At 55.7% G+C, this 19,537-nt stretch carries 16 protein-coding genes, 1 tRNA gene and 1 rRNA gene; 10 read left to right on the forward strand and 8 right to left on the reverse strand.

What is annotated here, in order from left to right:
- The first annotated feature begins 99 nt into the window (after positions 1–99).
- The 3 genes from purD to G5367_RS10955 all read left to right on the forward strand — a co-directional run bounded on the left by purD (position 100) and on the right by G5367_RS10955 (position 2,553).
- A complete protein-coding gene (purD, locus tag G5367_RS10945; protein ID WP_216980125.1) occupies positions 100–1,392 on the forward strand; it encodes a phosphoribosylamine--glycine ligase in 1,293 nt (430 codons plus the stop codon).
- A 248-nt stretch (positions 1,393–1,640) separates the two neighbouring features.
- Positions 1,641–2,015 (forward strand): cytochrome b562, encoded by a 375-nt coding sequence (locus tag G5367_RS10950; protein ID WP_216980126.1) that lies wholly within the window; start codon positions 1,641–1,643, stop codon positions 2,013–2,015.
- Positions 1,996–2,553 (forward strand): cytochrome b/b6 domain-containing protein, encoded by a 558-nt coding sequence (locus tag G5367_RS10955; RefSeq protein ID WP_421294308.1) that lies wholly within the window; start codon positions 1,996–1,998, stop codon positions 2,551–2,553. The genes G5367_RS10950 and G5367_RS10955 overlap by 20 nt, the downstream gene beginning before the upstream one ends.
- Positions 2,554–2,717: 164 nt before the next feature.
- Here the strand turns inward: G5367_RS10955 and G5367_RS10960 are convergent.
- From G5367_RS10960 to rpsU, 5 genes are all read right to left on the reverse strand, one after another.
- Positions 2,718–2,794 (reverse strand) — tRNA-Ile (locus G5367_RS10960).
- A gap of 187 nt (positions 2,795–2,981) precedes the next feature.
- Positions 2,982–4,877 (reverse strand): RNA polymerase sigma factor RpoD, encoded by a 1,896-nt coding sequence (rpoD, locus tag G5367_RS10965; protein WP_288728916.1) that lies wholly within the window; start codon positions 4,875–4,877, stop codon positions 2,982–2,984.
- A gap of 183 nt (positions 4,878–5,060) precedes the next feature.
- On the reverse strand, positions 5,061–6,848 hold the full coding sequence (gene dnaG / locus G5367_RS10970) for a DNA primase (RefSeq protein WP_421244013.1): 1,788 nt from the start codon (positions 6,846–6,848) through the stop codon (positions 5,061–5,063).
- An 88-nt stretch (positions 6,849–6,936) separates the two neighbouring features.
- Complete coding sequence (locus G5367_RS10975; protein ID WP_005341238.1) at positions 6,937–7,380, reverse strand: GatB/YqeY domain-containing protein; 444 nt, start codon at positions 7,378–7,380, stop codon at positions 6,937–6,939.
- A 15-nt stretch (positions 7,381–7,395) separates the two neighbouring features.
- Positions 7,396–7,611, reverse strand: a complete 216-nt coding sequence (gene rpsU, locus G5367_RS10980; RefSeq protein WP_005309452.1) for a 30S ribosomal protein S21 — start codon at positions 7,609–7,611, stop codon at positions 7,396–7,398.
- Positions 7,612–7,790: 179 nt separating this feature from the next.
- On the opposite strand from rpsU, the gene tsaD reads away from it, so the two are divergent.
- Positions 7,791–8,804: a tRNA (adenosine(37)-N6)-threonylcarbamoyltransferase complex transferase subunit TsaD gene (gene tsaD, locus G5367_RS10985; RefSeq protein WP_266134779.1), complete on the forward strand. Its 1,014-nt coding sequence runs from the start codon at positions 7,791–7,793 to the stop codon at positions 8,802–8,804.
- Positions 8,805–9,052: 248 nt separating this feature from the next.
- Here the strand turns inward: tsaD and G5367_RS10990 are convergent, their stop codons facing one another.
- Together G5367_RS10990 and aspA are read right to left on the reverse strand one after the other, a co-directional pair.
- Positions 9,053–10,372 carry an anaerobic C4-dicarboxylate transporter gene (locus G5367_RS10990; RefSeq protein ID WP_021229055.1) on the reverse strand — a complete coding sequence of 440 codons (1,320 nt, stop codon included), beginning with the start codon at positions 10,370–10,372 and terminating at the stop codon, positions 9,053–9,055.
- 125 nt (positions 10,373–10,497) lie between these two features.
- Entirely contained in the window at positions 10,498–11,940 is a 1,443-nt protein-coding gene (aspA, locus tag G5367_RS10995; RefSeq protein WP_005341227.1) for an aspartate ammonia-lyase, read from the reverse strand.
- Between the two features lie 441 nt (positions 11,941–12,381).
- Here aspA and G5367_RS11000 point away from each other — a divergent pair, with 441 nt between their 5' ends.
- A complete protein-coding gene (locus G5367_RS11000; RefSeq protein ID WP_005340570.1) occupies positions 12,382–12,858 on the forward strand; it encodes an FxsA family protein in 477 nt (158 codons plus the stop codon).
- A 47-nt stretch (positions 12,859–12,905) separates the two neighbouring features.
- Here the strand turns inward: G5367_RS11000 and G5367_RS11005 are convergent, their stop codons facing one another.
- On the reverse strand, positions 12,906–14,240 hold the full coding sequence (locus G5367_RS11005; protein WP_421244091.1) for an MATE family efflux transporter: 1,335 nt from the start codon (positions 14,238–14,240) through the stop codon (positions 12,906–12,908).
- Positions 14,241–14,500: 260 nt separating this feature from the next.
- Here G5367_RS11005 and G5367_RS11010 point away from each other — a divergent pair, with 260 nt between their 5' ends.
- From G5367_RS11010 to G5367_RS11030, 5 genes are all read left to right on the forward strand, one after another.
- Complete coding sequence (locus G5367_RS11010) at positions 14,501–14,794, forward strand: co-chaperone GroES (RefSeq protein WP_005309514.1); 294 nt, start codon at positions 14,501–14,503, stop codon at positions 14,792–14,794.
- 44 nt (positions 14,795–14,838) lie between these two features.
- A complete protein-coding gene (gene groL, locus G5367_RS11015; protein WP_421244012.1) occupies positions 14,839–16,473 on the forward strand; it encodes a chaperonin GroEL in 1,635 nt (544 codons plus the stop codon).
- A 104-nt stretch (positions 16,474–16,577) separates the two neighbouring features.
- On the forward strand, positions 16,578–17,078 hold the full coding sequence (locus tag G5367_RS11020) for a molybdopterin-binding oxidoreductase (RefSeq protein ID WP_421244011.1): 501 nt from the start codon (positions 16,578–16,580) through the stop codon (positions 17,076–17,078).
- Between the two features lie 23 nt (positions 17,079–17,101).
- The gene (locus G5367_RS11025; protein WP_216980143.1) at positions 17,102–19,033 is read left to right on the forward strand and encodes a putative bifunctional diguanylate cyclase/phosphodiesterase; all 1,932 of its coding nucleotides are present in this window, start codon (positions 17,102–17,104) and stop codon (positions 19,031–19,033) included.
- A 439-nt stretch (positions 19,034–19,472) separates the two neighbouring features.
- Positions 19,473–19,537: ribosomal RNA gene (locus tag G5367_RS11030) — 16S ribosomal RNA — on the forward strand; the annotation flags it as partial.

Below are 19,537 nucleotides of genomic sequence, written 5' to 3' on the forward strand. Positions count from 1 at the left end.
CCGCCATGGGCGGCCCTTTTGTTGTCTCTTTTCCACTGACTATTGCGACCGGCTTCCCTCTGGCGGAAGCCTGTGACCCACATAGAAGCGAGCGATACGATGAAAGTACTGATCATTGGCAATGGTGGCCGCGAACACGCCCTGGCCTGGAAGGCCAAGCAATCCCCTCTGGTGACCCGGGTCTTCGTCGCCCCCGGCAATGCTGGCACCGCGCACGAAGGGAGTATCGAGAACGTGGCTATCGCAGCTACCGATATTCCAGCTCTGCTGGCGTTTGCCAAGGAGCAGCGCATCGGTCTGACCATCGTTGGCCCGGAAGCGCCGCTGGTGAAAGGGGTGGTCGATGCCTTCCGTGCCGAGGGGCTGGCCATCTTCGGTCCGACCGCGGCTTCTGCTCAGCTGGAGGGCTCCAAGGCCTTTGCCAAGGATTTCCTGGCCCGTCACGCCATCCCGACTGCCGAGTACCAGAACTTCACCGAGGTGGAGCCCGCGCTGGCCTATCTGCGCGAGAAGGGAGCGCCCATCGTCATCAAGGCCGATGGTCTGGCCGCAGGTAAGGGGGTTATCGTGGCGATGACCCTGACCGAGGCCGAAGAGGCCGTGCGCGATATGCTCTCCGGCAATGCCTTTGGCGACGCCGGTGCCCGGGTGGTGATCGAGGAGTTTCTGGAAGGGGAAGAGGCGAGCTTCATCGTCATGGTCGATGGCGAGCATGTGCTGCCGATGGCCACCAGTCAGGATCACAAGCGGGTGGGGGATGGCGATACCGGCCTCAATACTGGCGGGATGGGCGCCTATTCGCCGGCGCCTGTGGTGACTGATGAAGTGCACCGCAAGGTGATGGAGCAGGTGATTATGCCGACCGTGCGCGGTATGGCGGCTGAGGGCAACGTCTACACCGGTTTCCTCTACGCTGGCCTGATGATCGACGGTGCAGGCAATCCCAAGGTGATCGAGTTCAACTGCCGCTTTGGTGATCCCGAGACCCAGCCCATCATGCTGCGGATGCGCTCCGATCTTGTGGAGCTCTGTCTGGCCGCCTGTGCCGGCAAGCTGGATCAGGTGGAAGCGAATTATGACCCCCGCGTAGCCATTGGTGTGGTGCTGGCTGCTGGCGGTTATCCCGGCGACTACCAGCAGGGCAAGGCCATTAGCGGTCTGCCGGTGGAAGAGGCGAGCGGCGAGAAGGTATTCCACGCGGGTACCCGCCTTGAGGGCGATACCGTAGTGACCGCCGGTGGCCGCGTGCTGTGCGCGACTGCGCTGGGCCATACAGTGGCTGAAGCGCAGCAGCGTGCCTATCAGCTGGCTGCCCGTATCCAGTGGGACGGTGTCTTCTATCGCAATGACATCGGCTGGCGCGCCATCGAGCGTGAACAGCAGGCAGGCTGATAGCCGATACCCGCAGTGACAAGCCCCGCCAATGGCGGGGTTTTTTTATGCCGAAAAGTGCCTGATTGTCGATGCATTCATGTTGCTGTGGTTAACAAGCGAGGCACTCTTGTCACCATTTGCCACAAAAAACATCATTTTTCACAAACGCTTCACCATGAGTCATGGCATTATGCTGGTGATGAATTCCTGTTTGGATTCATAGGTGACCCTAATAATTTGAGCATGTTGTTATATAAGGAAATCCCATGTTGAAAACTGTTCGCCCCCTGCTGCTGCCTCTGATGTTCGGTCTGATCGCGTTGCCTGCCATGGCTGGCGATCTGGAACAGCCGATGAAGAAGATTGGCTTCAACTACAAGCAGGCGGTCAAGGCTGATGATCCGGCTACCATGGAGAAGCACATCAACGAGATGAAGGCCCAGCTGGATGTGGCCAAGCAGAAGAACATGCCTGCCGCCAAGAAGGAGAAGTTCCTCGAAGGCATGAATGAGGTACAGACCGAGCTGGATGCCAGCCTGGCTGCGCTCAAGGCCGGTGACGAAGCCAAGGCGCGCGAGCACCTGGCCAAGGTCAACGACCTGAAGAAGGAGTATCACAAGTATGCCAAGCAAAAAGGGTGATCCCTTTCGCTGGGATGCTGTGGTTCGCCTGACCCATTGGGGTGTGGCGGCGATCTGTATCGGCAACCTCTGGGCTAACGAAGCGGGGGAGGAGTGGCACGAGTGGCTGGGTTACGGCGCCATTGGGCTGGTCTCCTTGCGTCTGCTCTGGGGGCTCACTTTCGCCCGTGGCTACGCTCGCCTTAGTGCCTTAATCCCCAGCGGTGAGGATTTTCGCCAGCAAGCGCGCGAGATGCGTGAGCGGCAGCCTCCGGCACCGGGTCATCACGGCAGCGGCAAGCTGGCTGTGTGGGCGCTCTGGCTGGTCGTGCTGGCGACAGCAGGCAGCGGCTGGTTTCAGAATACCGAGACGGGATTTGAACTGGGGGCTGACGAGTGGCATGAGTGGTGCGTGGTGGCGCTGCAGGGACTGATTGGTCTGCATCTGCTGGCCATCGTCTTCACCTCCTGGCGCCAGCGCAGCAATCTGGTTACCCGGATGCTGCCTGCCATCGGGAGTCGCTCATCCATCCAGAGCGGCAGCAACGAGCAAACCTGAGGCTCAGCATTAGGCTCCTTGTTTCTTAGTGAGGCGCCTGATCCAGACCCTGCCCAGACCCGCCCATGGCGGGTCTTTTCTATGGCCTCCTCGAGCTTATCACGGGACATTGCTCGATCCGCAGATGCAAAAAGGCCACTCATCATGAGCGGCCTTTTTCAATTTGGTGGCCCCTGGGGGACTTGAACCCACGACCAATCGATTATGAGTCGACTGCTCTGACCAACTGAGCTAAGGGGCCAAATTGTGCGTTTAGCGGCGTGGATTATAGGGGAAGAGGAAAGGGCAGTCTATAGGCATATCAACCACTTGGCGACTAATTGTCCAGCTTGATTGAGGGCGCAAAGAGGGTCGCAAGGGTAAATGCCAGACAAAACAAAGCCCCGCATGGCGGGGCTTTGGCAGAGTAGTTTGACACAGGGTCAGGACTATTCGTCCAGGAAGCTGCGCAGCACTTCCGAGCGGCTCGGGTGGCGCAGTTTGCGCAGTGCCTTGGCTTCGATCTGACGAATACGCTCACGGGTAACGTCGAACTGTTTGCCCACTTCCTCTAGGGTGTGGTCAGTGTTCATGTCGATACCGAAACGCATCCGCAGTACCTTGGCTTCACGGGCGGTCAGGCCAGCCAGCACTTCGCGGGTGGCGTTGCGCAGGCTTTCGCTGGTCGCCGCATCCGCTGGCAGAGCCAGGGTGGTATCTTCGATAAAGTCGCCCAAGTGGGAATCTTCATCATCACCGATGGGCGTCTCCATGGAGATCGGCTCTTTGGCGATCTTCAGTACCTTGCGGATCTTGTCTTCCGGCATGCCCATGCGCATGGCCAGCTCTTCCGGGTTCGGTTCGCGCCCCATCTCCTGCAGCATCTGACGGGAGATACGGTTGAGCTTGTTGATGGTCTCGATCATGTGTACCGGGATACGGATGGTACGGGCCTGATCCGCGATGGAGCGGGTAATGGCCTGACGGATCCACCAAGTTGCATAGGTCGAGAACTTGTAGCCACGACGGTATTCAAACTTGTCTACCGCCTTCATCAGACCGATGTTGCCCTCCTGGATCAGATCCAGGAACTGCAGACCGCGGTTGGTGTACTTCTTGGCGATAGAGATAACCAGACGCAAGTTGGCCTCAACCATCTCTTTCTTCGCTCGGCGGGCTTTGGCCTCACCGATGCTCATGCGACGGTTGATATCCTTGATCTGGGCAATCGACAGGCCGGTCTCTTCTTCAATCTGCTGCAGCTTGCCGATGGCGCGCTGGATATCCTCGTCCATTTCAACCAAACGGGGAGACCAAGCTTTGCCTGCCTGCTTCTGATATTCAAACCAGGCAGTTTCACACTCGTTGTTGGTGAAGGCCGCGACGAAGGTTTTCTTCGGCATCTTGGCCTGCTCAACGCAGAGCTTCATGATGATCCGTTCCTGCACGCGGACGCGCTCCATCATCTCGCGCATGTTGTTGACCAAGCGATCGAACTGCTTGGGCATCAGGCGGAATTGACGGAATACATCGGCCAGCTGGGCGATGGCGGCCTGGGTATCTTCGTGTGCGCGACCATTCTTCTGAATGGAGAGGCGAGTCACTTCATACTGGGCACGCAGTTCGCCAAACTTCTCGCGAGCGACTTCCGGATCCGGACCACCATCACCGTCGTCGTCAGAGCTGTCGCCATCTTCGTCTTCGTCTTCTTCGTCCTCTTCATCTTCATCGGCCAGATCGTCTTCGCCCAGTTCGGAACCGATATGCGTGGCGGTAGGCGCCATATCTTCAGTTTCGTTCGGGTCAATAAAGCCAGAGATGATGTCAGAGAGACGCAGCTGTTCGGCTTCGTACTTGTCGTACTGTTCGAGCAGGTAAGTAATTGCTTCAGGATACTCGGCTACGGAGCTTTGTACCTGGTTGATACCGTCTTCGATCCGCTTGGCGATGTCGATTTCGCCTTCACGGGTCAGCAGTTCGACGGTACCCATTTCTCGCATGTACATGCGGACGGGATCGGTCGTGCGACCAATCTCGGATTCAACAGATGCCAGAGCCTGGGCCGCTGCTTCGGCAGCGTCCTCATCGGCGGTACCCCCTTCAGCCATGATCAAGTCATCGGCATCCGGAGCGTTTTCAACCACTTGAATGCCCATATCGTTGATCATCTGAATGATGTCTTCGATCTGGTCTGAATCGACAATATCTTGCGGGAGGTGATCGTTCACCTCGGCATAGGTCAGGTAGCCCTGTTCTTTACCTTTGGCAACGAGGAGTTTAAGCTGAGACTGCGGGGTTTGCTCCATAGAACTCATCCGGTTGGTGCTGCTAGGTTGCGCGTACAGTGCGCTGCTGCGCAAATAGCCAATTCTAATAGAAAACCGCCAGACATGCTATGTCTGGTTGCGGCGTCGGTCATGAGAAACCCCTGCCCGCAGTATTGTCTGCGCCAGGCGGTTATAAATTTTTTGCTTTTCATCCCGTCGATTCGGGCAACGCTATCCATATTGGGACTAATCACTCAAATATCAAGCCCCACTCTCATTTCTTTTCTCAATTTGCACCTCTCTGAGCAGCATTACCAGCTCTTGGGTTTCTTCGGAGCTTAGTCCTTCCTGAGCCACTTTGGTCTGTAATTCTTCGATCCGCTGTTTAAGAAACATATTGATGAAGCCAACAAAGGTATCCTGCAACTCCCCGAGAATATCGGGTTCCTGATCGAGTTTGATCTCCTCGAACAGGTCGTGCATTGCCAGCTGGGCGAGAATGTCCCCCTCCTTGGTGCCACGCCAGTGTTCCAGCAGGATACCAGTAGTGATACCGGGCTGTGCCAGGATCTGCTGGTGCAGTTGTAGCAGGAACTTGATGCCCTGCACGCGCAGTCCAGCTAACTCAGGCATGGGGGGAAGCTCGGCCGTCACTGCCGGATATTGCACCATCAGCGCCAGCGCACGCCGCAGTGGCGTTAGCTTGGCAGCCTTGGGTTTGTTGACCTCGGTTTTGGGCTGACTATTGCGGGCAAACAGTTCGGTGATACGCTGCTTGTTCTCACCCCAGCGCATCATGCTGGATAGACGGGTGATCAACCCTTCGCGGGTAAACCCTTCCGGTACGCGACGAATAAGCTCGGCGGCCTTGTTGGCCACTTCGAACTTGCCTGCCTCACCGGAGAGGGCGGCATCCCGGCTGAGACGCTCGAACATGAAGTCGGCGAACGGTTGAGCTTCATCGAGCAGGGCTTCAAATCCCTCCTTGCCGATCTGCCGTACCAACGAGTCGGGATCCTCGCCATCGGGCAGGAACACGAACTTCAGCTCGCGGCCATCCTGCAGATGGGGGAGGGCATTATCCAGCGCCCGCCAGGCCGCTTCACGACCGGCGTTGTCACCGTCGTAGCAGCAGACCACTTCGGCGGTGGTGCGAAACAGGGTGTGGATATGATCACTGGTTGTTGCAGTACCCAGCGCAGCCACCGCATAGTCGATGTCGTACTGGCCGAGTGCCACCACATCCATGTAACCTTCCACTACAAGGATCCGGCGCGGATCCTTGTGTGCCTGCTTCACTTCATAGAGACCGAACAGCTCTCGCCCTTTATGGAATATGGGGGTCTCCGGCGAGTTCAGATACTTGGGCGTGCCATCACCCAGCACCCGGCCACCGAAGCCGATGACCCGGCCACGCTTGTCGCGGATCGGAAACATGATGCGATCGCGGAAACGATCGTAGCTGCCACCGCCATTTTCACGAGTGATGAGCATGCCACCCGAGATAAGCAGTTGCTCGTGATCCCGGCTGGCACCAAAGCGGCGGCGCACCTGATCCCAATCGCTGGGTGCATAACCGATGTTGAAGCGTTTGACTACTTCACCGGTCAGGCCGCGTCCCTTGAGGTATTCCACTGCATGGGGAGCGCTCTTCAGATTGCTCGCGTAGAAGCGGGCGATCTGGTTCATCAGCTCGAACAGATCCTTGCTGACTGCGGGTTGGGAGCTGGCTGAACCACCTATGCTCTGCTCGCGAGGCACTTGCATGCCCTGCATGCTGGCGAGCTCTTCGATGGCATCGGGAAATTCGAGGCCGTCGTATTCCATGACAAAGCCGATGGCGTTGCCGTGGGCGCCACAACCGAAACAGTGGTAGAACTGCTTCTCCTGGCTGACGGTAAAAGAGGGGCTTTTTTCGTTATGAAAAGGGCAGCAAGCCTGGTAGTTCTTACCGGCTTTTTTCAGCCGCACTCGCGAGTCGATCAGCTCGACTATGTCTGTGCGTGCGAGCAGATCGTCGATAAAGGATTGGGGGATCCTGCCTGCCATAACCGTCCTGTTTCACTGCGATAGAAAATAAAAAAGCCGCGCATTCACAAGGAAGCACGGCTTCTTCGACCAAACAAGAGTTTGCCTGTTACGCCAAGCGGGTTTTCACCTGAGCACTGACGGCGCCGACATCGGCACGTCCCTGAATTTTTGGCTTCAAGACAGCCATGACTTTACCCATGTCAGCCATGACGGCAGCACCGCTCTCGGCGATGGCTTGCTCGATCAGGGCGGCAATTTCGTCTGCGGTCAGTTGTTGTGGCAGGAACTCCTGCAGCACAACGATCTCGGCGGACTCTTTGTCGGCTAGATCCTGGCGACCGGCAGCTTCAAATTGGCTGATGGAATCGCGGCGCTGTTTGACCATCTTGGTCACGACAGCGAGGATATCCTCATCATTGAGCTCGACACGGGTATCGACTTCACGCTGCTTGATTTCTGCCATCAACAATCGGATAGCGCCCAACCGCGGCTTGTCTTTGGCAAGCATGGCGAGCTTTTGCTGATCCTTGAGTTGATCCTTCAGAGACACGGCATGATCCCTTGATTAGTACAGGCGGATACGACGTGCGTTTTCGCGAGACAGCTTCTTGGCGTGACGCTTGACAGCAGACGCTTTGGCGCGCTTACGAATGGTAGTCGGCTTCTCGTAGAACTCACGGCTACGAACTTCGGACAGGATACCGGCTTTTTCGCAAGAACGCTTGAAGCGACGCAGAGCAACGTCAAACGGCTCATTTTCACGGACTTTGATTACTGGCATGTGCCTTTCACCTCAGTGATAAATTGTTAGCTGATCTTCAATCGATCAGCATGTCTTAAAATGGTGCGAAATTATACTCTGGACAGGGAATGAAAGTAAACCCGCAGAGATCGCTCTGGTTTAAAAAACCCGCGAAGGTTACCATAGCCGTCTCATTTTAGCAGTGAAAATTTTTAGCAATGCGTGTATTGGGCATAGAGACATCCTGTGACGAAACCGGGATCGCGATCTTCGACGATCAAAAAGGGATCCTTTCCCATCAGTTATACAGCCAGGTCAAGCTGCATGCGGACTACGGTGGCGTCGTCCCCGAGCTCGCCAGCCGGGATCATGTTCGCAAGACGATCCCGTTGATCCAGGCCGCATTGCAAGAGGCGGGACTGGGCAAAGATGACATCGACGGCATCGCGTATACCGCGGGTCCTGGTCTGGTGGGCGCCATTCTGGTGGGCGCCACTATTGGTCGTTCGCTGGCGATGGCATGGAACAAGCCTGCTATCGCCGTCCACCATATGGAAGGGCACTTGCTGGCCCCCATGCTGGAAGAGAAAGCCCCCGAGTTTCCCTTCGTGGCGCTGCTGGTCTCCGGTGGTCACTCCATGCTGGTGCGGGTTGACGGTATCGGCAGCTATCAGCTGTTGGGGGAATCCATCGATGATGCCGCTGGCGAGGCGTTCGACAAGACCGCCAAGCTGATGGGGCTGGATTATCCGGGCGGCCCGCTGCTCTCCCGTCTGGCCGAGAAGGGCACCACCGGACGTTTCCACTTCCCCCGTCCCATGACTGATCGCCCAGGGCTCGACATGAGCTTCTCCGGCCTCAAGACCTTCACCGCCAACACCATCTCCGCCAATGGTGATGATGAGCAGACCCGTGCCGATATCGCTCGGGCGTTTGAAGATGCGGTGGTCGATACTCTGGCCATCAAGTGCCGTCGTGCCTTGAAAGAGACCGGTCTCACGCGTCTGGTGGTCGCCGGTGGCGTCAGTGCCAACCGTCATCTGCGTGCCCAGCTGGCGGAGCTGATGGAGAGCCTCAAGGGCGAGGTGTTCTATCCGCGCACTGAATATTGCACTGATAACGGCGCCATGATCGCTTACGCCGGTATGCAGCGCCTGAAAGCGGGCGTGTTCGAACCGCTGGTGGTCAAAGCCGTGCCGCGCTGGCCGCTGGATACCCTGGATCCGGTCTGATCCGAAGGCTCCCGCCTTCTGGCGTGGTGCTGAGTACCATGGTGGTCTATCGCTCCGGCAATCCGGCCGCGGTGGTTATAGCGCCGCTGGCACGCTGTTGTGGTGTCTGCTGTCGCCGTGGTTGAGCCATCCGGATAATACGTCAGGTCTCTCGCTGCCAGACAGCCAAGCCAAGTACAGAGTAAAGAGATAAAAAAATCCCCGCCAACTGGCGGGGATTTTTGTTTGGTAATCGGCAGACGATAGGATTACAGCAGGATGCCGCCGAAGAAGAAGCCCAGTGCCACGGCGATGGCGATGGTGGCGGTGCCCGGTACGAAGAAGGGATGGTTGAAGACCGCCTTACCGATACGGGTGGAGCCGGTGTCGTCCATCTCTACCGCGGCCAGCAGAGTCGGGTAGGTCGGTAGTACGAACAGGGCGCTCACGGCTGCGAAAGAGGCAATCGCAGTCAGCGGGCTGACACCCAGTGCCAGTGCGGCAGGCATCAACGCTTTGGTAGTGGCGCCTTGTGAATAGAGCAGCATGGCAGCGAAGAACAGCACCACAGCCAGCAGCCAGGAGTACTGGTTCAGCAGGTCGCCAGCGATCAGCTGGATGGTGTCCATGTTGCCTTTAACGAAGACGTTACCCAGCCAGGCCACACCCAGTACGCAGATACAGGCGGACATACCGGACTTGAAGGTCGGCATGTTGGTGACCTGGGTGGCGTCCAGTTTGCACACCAGGGTCATGATGGTGGCCGCGGCCAGCATGATGCCCATGATGGCGCCGTCACGGGGGATCGGCGGGTTGGTGATCAGGCCCACTTTACCGGAGATGGCAGTGGCATAAGCCATGACAGCAACGATGGCGGCGATGAAGATCCAGACCGACAGCTTGGCGTACGGTTTGATCTCGAGCTTGGTAGTACCACGCAGTTTGATCAGACCCTTGGCTTTGCGCTCCAGATAGACTTCGTCCTGCTCCAGCGGCTTGCCCATCATGTTGGCAATGAAGGCGCCCAGGATACAGGCCAGGAAGGTAGAGGGGATGCAGATGGCCAGCAGGGTCAGGTAGTCAACACCAAACGGCTCGAGCATACCGGAGAAGGCAACCACAGCGGCAGAGATCGGGGAAGCTGTGATGGCGATCTGGGAGGCGACAACTGCGATGGAGAGCGGACGGGACGGACGGATCCCCTGCTCTTTGGCCACTTCCGCGATCACCGGCAGGGTGGAGAAGGCGGTATGACCGGTACCGGCCAGCATGGTCATCAGATAGGTGACCACCGGGGCGGCGAAGGTGATGTATTTGGGGTTCTTGCGCAGCGCTTTTTCTGCCAGGAAGACCAGATAGTCCATCCCGCCAGCCAGTTGCATACAGGCGATGGCACAGATGACGGACGCGATGATCATGATCACATCCCAGGGGATGTAGCTGACCAGTTGATCGCTCGGGATGGGCATGCCCAGACCCCACGTCAATACCAGTACCCCCAGACCACCGGCAAAGCCGATGCCGATGCTGCCTATCCGGGCCCCCAGATAGATAGCGGCGAGCACGACAAGTAACTCGATTCCAATCATAGCGATAACTCCATTTTTTAGTTTTTGGTTTTTATTTGGCAAAAAGCCAATTCCCGATCGGGCTGGGGATAAAGACCAATCGGGAACTGACTTTATGGGCCGGGAAGATCCCGGCCCACACTCGCTTATACGGCAGCTTCGCGGGTGAAACGCTTGGCTTTGTATTGCGGGTTCATCAGGTTCTCGATGGAGAGAATTTCGTCCAGCTGCTCGGCGCTCAGCAGGCCGCGCTCAAGAACGACTTCGCGGACGTTCTTGCCGGTCTGGGCACAGATCTTGCCGACGATATCCCCTTCGTGGTGGCCGATGAAGGGGTTCAGGTAGGTCACGATACCGATGGAGTTCAGCACGTGATTCATGCAGATTTCCGGGTTGGCGGTGATACCTTCCACGCACTTCTCGCGCAGGGAAATACAGGCTTTTTCCATCAGGCTCAGTGATTCGAACATCGCCTGACCAATCACCGGCTCCATGACGTTCAGCTGCAGCTGACCGGCTTCGGCGGCGAAGGTGATGGTGATGTCGTTACCGAATACCTTGAAGCAGGATTGGTTGACCACTTCCGGGATAACCGGGTTGACCTTGGCCGGCATGATGGAGGAGCCCGCCTGCATTTCCGGCAGGTTGATCTCTTTCAGTGCGGTGCGCGGGCCGGAGGAGAGCAGACGCAGGTCATTACAGATCTTGGAGAGCTTCATGGCCAGACGCTTGATGGCGCCGTGCAGCATGACGTAGGCGCCACAGTCGGAGGTCGCTTCGATCAGATCTTCTGCCGGTACATAGGCACGACCGGTGATCTCGGCCAGACGCTTGATGGCCAGTGCAGAGTACTCGGGCGGAGTGTTCAGACCGGTACCGATGGCGGTCGCGCCCAGGTTCACTTCCAGCAGCAGCTCCTGGCAACGCTTGATGGACTTGATCTCTTCACGCAGGGTCACGGCGAATGCGTGGAACTCCTGACCCAGGGTCATCGGAACCGCATCTTGCAGTTGGGTACGCCCCATCTTCAGGATCTTCTTGAATTCTTCTGCTTTGGCATCAAAAGCGGCGATCAGTGCTTCCAGAGCATGCAGAGTCACGTCAGTGCTGTTGACCACAGCAACGCGGAAACCGGTCGGGTAAGCATCGTTGGTGGACTGGCACTTGTTGACGTGGTCGTTCGGGTTGATGACGTCGTAACGGCCTTTCTCCAGACCCATGATTTCCAGGGCGATGTTGGCCAGTACTTCGTTAGTGTTCATGTTGACGGAGGTGCCGGCACCTCCCTGGTAAACGTCGACCGGGAACTGGTCGAAGCACTTGCCTGTGTTCAGCATCAGGTCGCAGGCTTCTACGATCTTGTCAGCAATTTCAGGACGGATGGTACCGAGCTCGCCGTTTGCCAGTGCAGCAGCTTTCTTGGTCAGCACCATACCGCGGACAAATTCCGGAACGTCAGAAATCTTCTGAGAGCTGATCTTGAAGTTCTCGACAGCGCGCAGGGTGTGCACACCGTAGTAGAGATCATTGGAAACTTCTTTGGTGCCCAGCAAGTCTTCTTCAATGCGGACGTTCTTGATGTCGCTCATTGTAATGCCTCAGAAATCAGATAAATGGAAAAATCCTCACCGAGTGGTCGCGAGTTCCTTGCGCACAGCTCATCCTGAAGCACCACACATCGAGTGGGGCGGTAGGGAGAGTGACCTCCCGAAAAACTAATCAATATACTACTCCAATTGAGGTATCGGTTATTAGAGGTGGATCACTAAATTTGCGACATTTTCAAATTACTTTGAGGAAAGTACACATATGTTATGAAGTTTTTATCGTGATGATTTTTATATATTTTTGTGACTTTTTGCTGGTTTTTTAGATTGCTGATGACGTAGGAGTCAGTTGACCAACTTGAAAAAGGGGGGACGGCCCCCATTTATTCAGGGCAGAAAGTGGTGATGACGGGGCGGCAAAATCGCCTCTGACCATCGTTGGATGGGGCCACTTTTTCTCAATTTACCGGTGCTGGAGTGGATATGGGCAAGTTGTTTTTGTTGTTGGTGGGTCTGGTTGTGCTGGAGCTCACCGTGATGATCGAGGTCGGCTCGGTAATCGGGGCGCTGCCGACTGTCGGCTTGCTCATACTGACTGCGGTATTGGGCTCCTCGCTGGTGCGCAGTGAAGGGATCAAGACCCTGTTCAGCGCCCAGCAAAAGATGCAGATGGGCGAGATGCCGGGCCGCGAGGTGATGGGGGGCATGATGCTGGCGTTGGCGGGCCTGCTGCTGATTATCCCGGGTTTCGTGACCGACATTTTCGGTGTGCTGTTGCTGCAACCCTGGCTGCGCAACAAACTGGCTGACAAGCTGATCGGCAGCAGCCAGTTCCGGATGCAGATGGGCGGTTTCCAGCGTACTCAATCGCCGTTTGGCAACGCACCGTCCGATGATCATCTGGGGAACGCCAAGCAGGGCGGCACCACCATCGAAGGCGAATTTGAGCGCAAAGAGTGAGCGTAAAGAGTAATCGACGAAACGAAAACCCGAGGTGAGTGACTGAATCAGGGTTTACCCTGATGGCACAACGCCTCGAAGCGGTGCCGGGCATACCACCATGTGAGGGTGCCCGCCGCCAGATTGGCCAGCAAGATCCCCAGATATATCCCCTGTTCTCCTCCCAGCTTTGCCCCCAGCCAGGCTCCTGGCAACAGAAAACCAAACAGTCGCAATCCGTTGAACAAGAACGAAATACTGGATGCCCGCACGCCATTGAGTGCCGAGGCCAGCAGCATCACCATGCCCTGAAATCCGTAACCGATCGGCACTAGATGCAGATAGAGAATAATCAGGCGGATGACCTGTGGATGATCGCTGAACAGGTTAGCGATGAGTGGCGCCAGTAGCCAGGTCAGGCCATAGATGGCGAGCTGGAACAGCAACGCAAAACTCATGCAGCTCTGCAGTGCAGCTTTGGCGCGGGCCGGATTGCCGGCGCCACAGTTTTGCGAGATGAAGGGGGCCAGTACGGAGGCGAGGGCCATCATCACAATCAGCAGCAGCGCCTCGACCCGCGATGCGGCGCCGTAAGCGGCCACCACCTCGGTACCCAGTCCAGCAAAGATCGTCATCAGCACCGCATTGGCCAGGGGGTTGAGCATATTGGTAAAAGAGGCGGGGACGGCGACATGGAGCAGCGCCCGCCAGTGGGTTAGCAATCGCGCTCGCGGCGAGAGGCGCCACAGCAGCAAGCCTTCCCGATGACGCAGGATATAGAGGCTGACCAGCATCGCCATCAACCAGGAGAGAGAGGTCGCGATGGCGGCCCCGCGGATCCCCCATTCGGGAAAGGGGCCGATACCGAAGATCAACAGAGGATCCAGTACCCCGTTGACCAGCCCGGCTACTGCCATCACCAGACTGGGGGTTTTAGTATCGCCGGTCGCCCGGATGGCGGCATTGCCCACCATGGGCAGCACCAGCATGGGGACGGTGAGATACCAGATCAGCATGTAGTCATGGATGAGAGAGATAAGCTCGGCACTGGCCCCCAACAGAGTAAACAGAGGCTTGATGGTGAGAGCCCCCCCCGCGGAGAGCAGGGCTACCATGATCACCGCCAGAAACAGGCTGTCGGTGGCGAGATGGGCTGCCTCATCGTGTTTGCCCTGCCCCAGGGTATGACCGATCACCGCTGACAATCCGGCACCCAATCCCATCGCCAGCGAGGTGACCACAAAAGTGACAGGAAAAGTAAAACTGATGGCGGCCAGAGCTTCGGTTCCCAGCATACCGATAAAAAAGGTATCGACCAGATTGAAGGCCAGAATGGCGATGATGCCGAAGATCATGGGGCCCGTCATCTGGCGCAGTACGACCGGAATAGGGGCTGTCAGCATGGGGTTGGTGCGGGTCAAGGGCTCGTCTCTACAGCTGGCTTTGAAGGTTCTGGCATGGAAACCGGGCGGCTTGAACCGACCTTGCTCCAGAGTGCGGACATGGCTGAACCATCGAAGATGTTTATAGTACGTGAAAAAATTTTTTTTGTATTTGCCCTTGAAGGGTTAGCAACTCTGCCCCACATCAGGGACATATCTGATTTGGCCTGGAACGGCCATTCCTCAAAGCAACAATGAGACTCATTTTGGGAGAGTTATCGATGAAAATTCGTCCACTGCACGACCGCGTCATCATCAAGCGCATCGAAGCTGAAGCCAAATCTGCCGGCGGTATCGTCTTGACTGGTACTGCGGCCCAGAAGTCCACCCGTGGTGAAGTGCTTGCCGTGGGGACTGGTCGCATCCTGGATAATGGCGATGTGAAAGCGCTGGCCGTGAAGGTTGGTGACAAGGTTATCTTCAACGAAGGCTACGGAGTGAAGACCGAGAAGCTGGATGGTCAGGACGTCCTGATCCTGTCCGAGACTGACATCCTGGCGATTGTCGAAGAGTAATCCATCCCCGATTTTCCCCGAATTGATAGAAAGGATTGAAGAAAATGGCTGCTAAAGACGTCAAGTTTGGTAACGAAGCTCGCATCAAGATGCTGGAAGGTGTCAACATTCTGGCTGATGCCGTCAAGGTGACTCTGGGCCCGAAAGGCCGCAACGTGGTGCTGGACAAGTCCTTTGGCGCTCCGACCATCACTAAAGATGGTGTATCTGTTGCGCGCGAAATCGAGCTGGAAGACAAGTTCCAGAACATGGGCGCCCAGATGGTCAAGGAAGTTGCTTCCAAGGCGAACGACGCTGCGGGTGACGGTACTACCACTGCAACCGTTCTGGCTCAGGCGATCGTCAACGAAGGTCTGAAAGCCGTTGCCGCCGGCATGAACCCGATGGATCTGAAACGCGGTATCGACAAGGCCGTGGTGGCTGCCGTTGCCGAGCTGCAGGCGCTGTCCCAGCCGTGTGCTGACAGCAATGCCATCGCTCAGGTGGGCACCATCTCCGCCAACTCCGACGAGACAGTGGGCAAGCTGATTGCTGAAGCCATGGACAAAGTGGGTCGCGATGGCGTCATCACCGTTGAAGATGGTCAGGGTCTGGAAGATGAGCTGGCTGTTGTTGAAGGTATGCAGTTCGACCGCGGCTACCTCTCTCCGTACTTCATCAACAAACAGGAAACCGGTTCTGTCGAGCTGGACGACCCGTTCATCCTGCTGGTTGACAAGAAAGTCTCCAACATCCGCGAAATGCTGCCGGTGCTGGAAGGTGTTGCCAAAGCTGGCAAACCGCTGCTGATCGTTGCTGAAGACGTAGAGGGCGAAGCCCTGGCTACTCTGGTTGTCAACACCATGCGTGGCATCGTGAAAGTTGCTGCCGTCAAGGCGCCGGGCTTCGGTGACCGTCGCAAGGCCATGCTGCAGGATATCGCCGTACTGACCGGTGGTACCGTCATCTCCGAAGAAGTTGGCATGGAGCTGGAAAAAGCGACGCTGGAAGATCTGGGTCGTGCCAAGCGCATCGTCATCACCAAAGAGAACACCACCATCATCGATGGCGTGGGTGATGCAGGCGTGATCGAAGGCCGTGTTGCCCAGATCCGTCAGCAGATTGAAGAGACCTCCTCCGACTACGACCGTGAGAAGCTGCAAGAGCGCGTAGCCAAGCTGGCTGGCGGTGTTGCCGTGATCAAGGTCGGTGCTGCTACCGAAGTCGAGATGAAAGAGAAGAAAGCTCGCGTAGAAGATGCTCTGCATGCTACCCGTGCTGCGGTTGAAGAAGGTGTGGTTGCCGGTGGTGGTGTTGCGCTGGTTCGCGTTGCTGCCAAACTGGCTGGCCTGCGCGGTGACAACGAAGACCAGAACGTCGGTATCAAGGTTGCCCTGCGCGCCATGGAAGCCCCGCTGCGTCAAATCGTCATCAACGCCGGTGAAGAAGCTTCCGTCATTGCCAATGCAGTGAAGAACGGTGAAGGTAACTTCGGTTACAACGCTTACACCGAGCAGTATGGCGACATGCTGACCATGGGTATCCTGGATCCGACCAAGGTAACTCGCTCTGCACTGCAGTTCGCCTCTTCTATCGCCGGCCTGATGATCACCACCGAGTGCATGGTGACCGAGCTGCCGAAGAAAGATGCTCCAGCCATGCCTGATATGGGTGGCATGGGCGGCATGGGCATGATGTAATCATCATCCCGGCTCTGTTTGAGAAACGGCTCGCCTTGGCGGGCCGTTTTTTTATATCTGACTAAACTGAGTCTGTTGATAGCAGAAAAGTGTATGGAGGAAAGATGAAGGTGCTCAGATGGATAACTCTGCTGTTTGCATTGATTACCATGCCGCTGTTGGCTGCCGAGGCCCTCAAGGGACCAGTGATCTTGAAAGTAAGCGGCAATATCAGAGCCGCAGATGAGGTCGATGGCAAAGTGCTTTTTGACTTGGCCACGCTGCAGGCATTGCCGCAATATGAGATAGTCACCAGCAACCCTTGGGTTGATAAACCTCACAAGTACAGAGGGCCCAAGGTGGCAGACGTGCTGGCAGCAGTGGGGGCTGATGGCAAGAGCATAACCCTGACAGCATTGAACAGTTTTCAGATCAGCATCAACTGGGACAAAGTTGCCAAGTATAACCCTATTCTTGCTTGGGAAGATGACGGGGTAACCATGAAGATTCGTGACAAGGGGCCGCTCTGGTTTATGTTGCCACTTGATCAATATCCAGAGCTGAAGCGCTCTGAATATACCGACATGATGATTTGGCAGCTGGATCTGATAGATATCCAACACTGATAAAAGAGTCACGGGAGCACGGGGTGAAAGGAAAGACCAGGGCGTGGCCACTGCTCGTCATTCTGTATGTATCCATCCTGTCATTTACCGGGAGCACCCTCTATTGTCTGGTTCAGATCCAGAATGCGACCAGAGCAATGGAGAAATATACCTATGATGTCTCCTGGGCGCTGATGCAGTTGCAGCTTGAACTGGGGCGCTTCCTCAGTGCTGTAGAGGTCTACCATTATGGTGGAATAGAGCACAATGACTTGATGCTGCGTTATGACATTCTCTGGAGCAGAACCCCTATCCTGTTGAGCGGTCAGTTGCGTAAAAGCATGCAAGACAAGCAGAAAACCTTGCGCTTGGTGCAACTGATTGAAAACAACATTCGTGATATAGAGCCTGTTATTACCAAACTGCAGAGCGGTGACTCTGTCTACCAGCAAGTAATGATGCGCCTGGCCCCCTTGCAGGAGCCTTTATCATATGCACTAGCTTCCGTTATGCAGAAGAACATCAACATCTACTCAGAGAATGATCGCCACTTTGGCCAATTACGTAATGCTCTGCTGTTGATGGTGTCGGGGTTGGTGATCTCGGTTTTACTACTTAGTTCGCTTCTTATATATGAAGCTCGACGTCATTTTAGGGCCGCAAGGCGCGACCCGTTGACTGGCCTCTCCAATCGGGTGGCATTGCTGGAACGGATGGAGCTCTGTGCCACTCAGGAGGTGCCTTTCGGACTGGTTCTGGTCGATATCAACGACTTCAGAGATATCAACAGCAAGTTTGGTTATGATGCGGGCGATTTTTTGCTCAGTGAATTGGCCAGACGGATCAGATTGCTGTGTGAGGAAGGGGAGTGGAGTGGTCGTTTGGGGGGCGATCAATTTGCCATTATTCAGCGTGGTAGCAGTGATCTGCGTCAGGTCAGGGAGTTGGTAGCGCGACTGCTGCACGCTCTGAAGCAAGATATCGTCTATGATAACTATCCCTTCCGGCTCGAGGTGGGGATCGGGATTGCCTTCTATCCGATGGACAGCGACAAAACACAGGAGTTATTGAGTCGTGCTGAACAAGCTCTGTTTCATAGTCGCAAGACCCACGTCCCCTATGTGATTTACGATAACTCCCTGCTTAACGAGACGGCTCGGCGCAAGCATCTTGCCTCGGACATGATTATGGCGCTGGAGCATAATGCGCTGGAACTCTATTACCAGCCCATCGTCAACCTTGAAAGTGGACGCTGTGAAGCTGTTGAGGCCTTACTAAGGTGGCGTCATCCAGAGCTTGGTTTTATTCCTCCGAATGAAGTCATCATGGTGGCTGAGGAGTTTCAGCTCGCTGAGAGAGTTGGCAGTTGGGTGCTTAACACTGCTTGTGAGCAACTTTATCAGTGGCATCAGCTTGGAATGGTCGATCTGCAGATGTGCGTGAATATCTCGCCGGGTATGTATCAGCGCAATCTGCTCAAACTGGTAGCAAAAGCATTGATGGAGCACCATTTGCCTGCCAGCAGTCTGGTACTGGAAGTCACCGAAGATACTACCATGCGGGAAGTAAAGAACTCGCTGCAACTGATGCAGGATCTCAATCAGCAGGGGGTACTGTTAGCATTGGACGATTTTGGTACTGGTTATTCATCTTTGAGTTATCTGCAAAAGTTACCGGTCAGCAAAGTGAAGATCGACCGCTCCTTTATACAGGGCATTGACACCTCAATGGAGGCATCCGAACTGGTCGCCAATATTTGTCGGATGGGATCCATGTTGGGCAAGAGTCTGGTGTGTGAAGGTATTGAGACACAGGCCCAGTTGGATGTACTGCGATCTCTGACCGATATCCACTTGTATGGGCAGGGCTATCTGTTCAGCCGACCAGAGCAGGCGGAAAAAATCTATCAAACCTTGTTGGAGATGGAGGAGCTTTGGCTGGCGCGTCAACAATCCGAAATGGCTTATATGAGTTGAGAGGGGGCTTGCCTGTCATCTGCCCCCAGAATGTGTGATTTAGCTCGAACTTTCTTCTTTTTGTTTGTTGTTTGAACGGTTGTGCTGTTTTATCAAAAAAACATGCAATTTAGCCTTGCCAGAACGAATTCACTCCCTATAATGCGCCTCCATCGACAGGGCAAGCGGCAACGCAAACAACCTCGTCGATAACCTCGAAAAGCCTTTGAAAATAAGGCTTGACTCGAGAAGGCGGTTGAGTAGAATTCCACTCCCGCAGCAACGAACTGTTGCGTCGCTCTTTAACAATTTGAATCAAGCAATCTGTGTGGGCACTCACAGCATCGAGCATCAAAAACAATTTTTGATTTTCAATGTCTGATGAAGTGACCAAAGCAACTTTATGTTGCAGCAGTTAATTCAGCAATTCATTGAGCCGCTTTTCGAAGCAACCAAACTTAAATTGAAGAGTTTGATCATGGCTCAGATTGAACGCTGGCGGCAGGCCTAACACATGCAAGTCGA

The sequence above is a fragment of the Aeromonas sp. 604282 genome (genome assembly GCF_049170575.1).
In the GTDB taxonomy this organism is placed as follows: domain Bacteria; phylum Pseudomonadota; class Gammaproteobacteria; order Enterobacterales; family Aeromonadaceae; genus Aeromonas; species Aeromonas veronii_A.

Excerpts from the sequence above, each read along its gene's own strand:
- groL (WP_421244012.1), top strand. The coding sequence starts at position 14,839 with ATGGCTGCTAAAGACGTCAAGTTTGGTAACGAAGCTCGCATCAAGATG.
- G5367_RS10955 (WP_421294308.1), top strand. The coding sequence starts at position 1,996 with ATGCCAAGCAAAAAGGGTGATCCCTTTCGCTGGGATGCTGTGGTTCGC.
- tsaD (WP_266134779.1), top strand. The coding sequence starts at position 7,791 with ATGCGTGTATTGGGCATAGAGACATCCTGTGACGAAACCGGGATCGCG.
- G5367_RS11000 (WP_005340570.1), top strand. The coding sequence starts at position 12,382 with ATGGGCAAGTTGTTTTTGTTGTTGGTGGGTCTGGTTGTGCTGGAGCTC.
- dnaG (WP_421244013.1), bottom strand. The coding sequence starts at position 6,848 with ATGGCAGGCAGGATCCCCCAATCCTTTATCGACGATCTGCTCGCACGC.
- G5367_RS10950 (WP_216980126.1), top strand. The coding sequence starts at position 1,641 with ATGTTGAAAACTGTTCGCCCCCTGCTGCTGCCTCTGATGTTCGGTCTG.
- G5367_RS11010 (WP_005309514.1), top strand. The coding sequence starts at position 14,501 with ATGAAAATTCGTCCACTGCACGACCGCGTCATCATCAAGCGCATCGAA.
- G5367_RS10990 (WP_021229055.1), bottom strand. The coding sequence starts at position 10,372 with ATGATTGGAATCGAGTTACTTGTCGTGCTCGCCGCTATCTATCTGGGG.
- rpsU (WP_005309452.1), bottom strand. The coding sequence starts at position 7,611 with ATGCCAGTAATCAAAGTCCGTGAAAATGAGCCGTTTGACGTTGCTCTG.
- purD (WP_216980125.1), top strand. The coding sequence starts at position 100 with ATGAAAGTACTGATCATTGGCAATGGTGGCCGCGAACACGCCCTGGCC.
- G5367_RS11005 (WP_421244091.1), bottom strand. The coding sequence starts at position 14,240 with ATGCTGACAGCCCCTATTCCGGTCGTACTGCGCCAGATGACGGGCCCC.
- aspA (WP_005341227.1), bottom strand. The coding sequence starts at position 11,940 with ATGAGCGACATCAAGAACGTCCGCATTGAAGAAGACTTGCTGGGCACC.
- G5367_RS11020 (WP_421244011.1), top strand. The coding sequence starts at position 16,578 with ATGAAGGTGCTCAGATGGATAACTCTGCTGTTTGCATTGATTACCATG.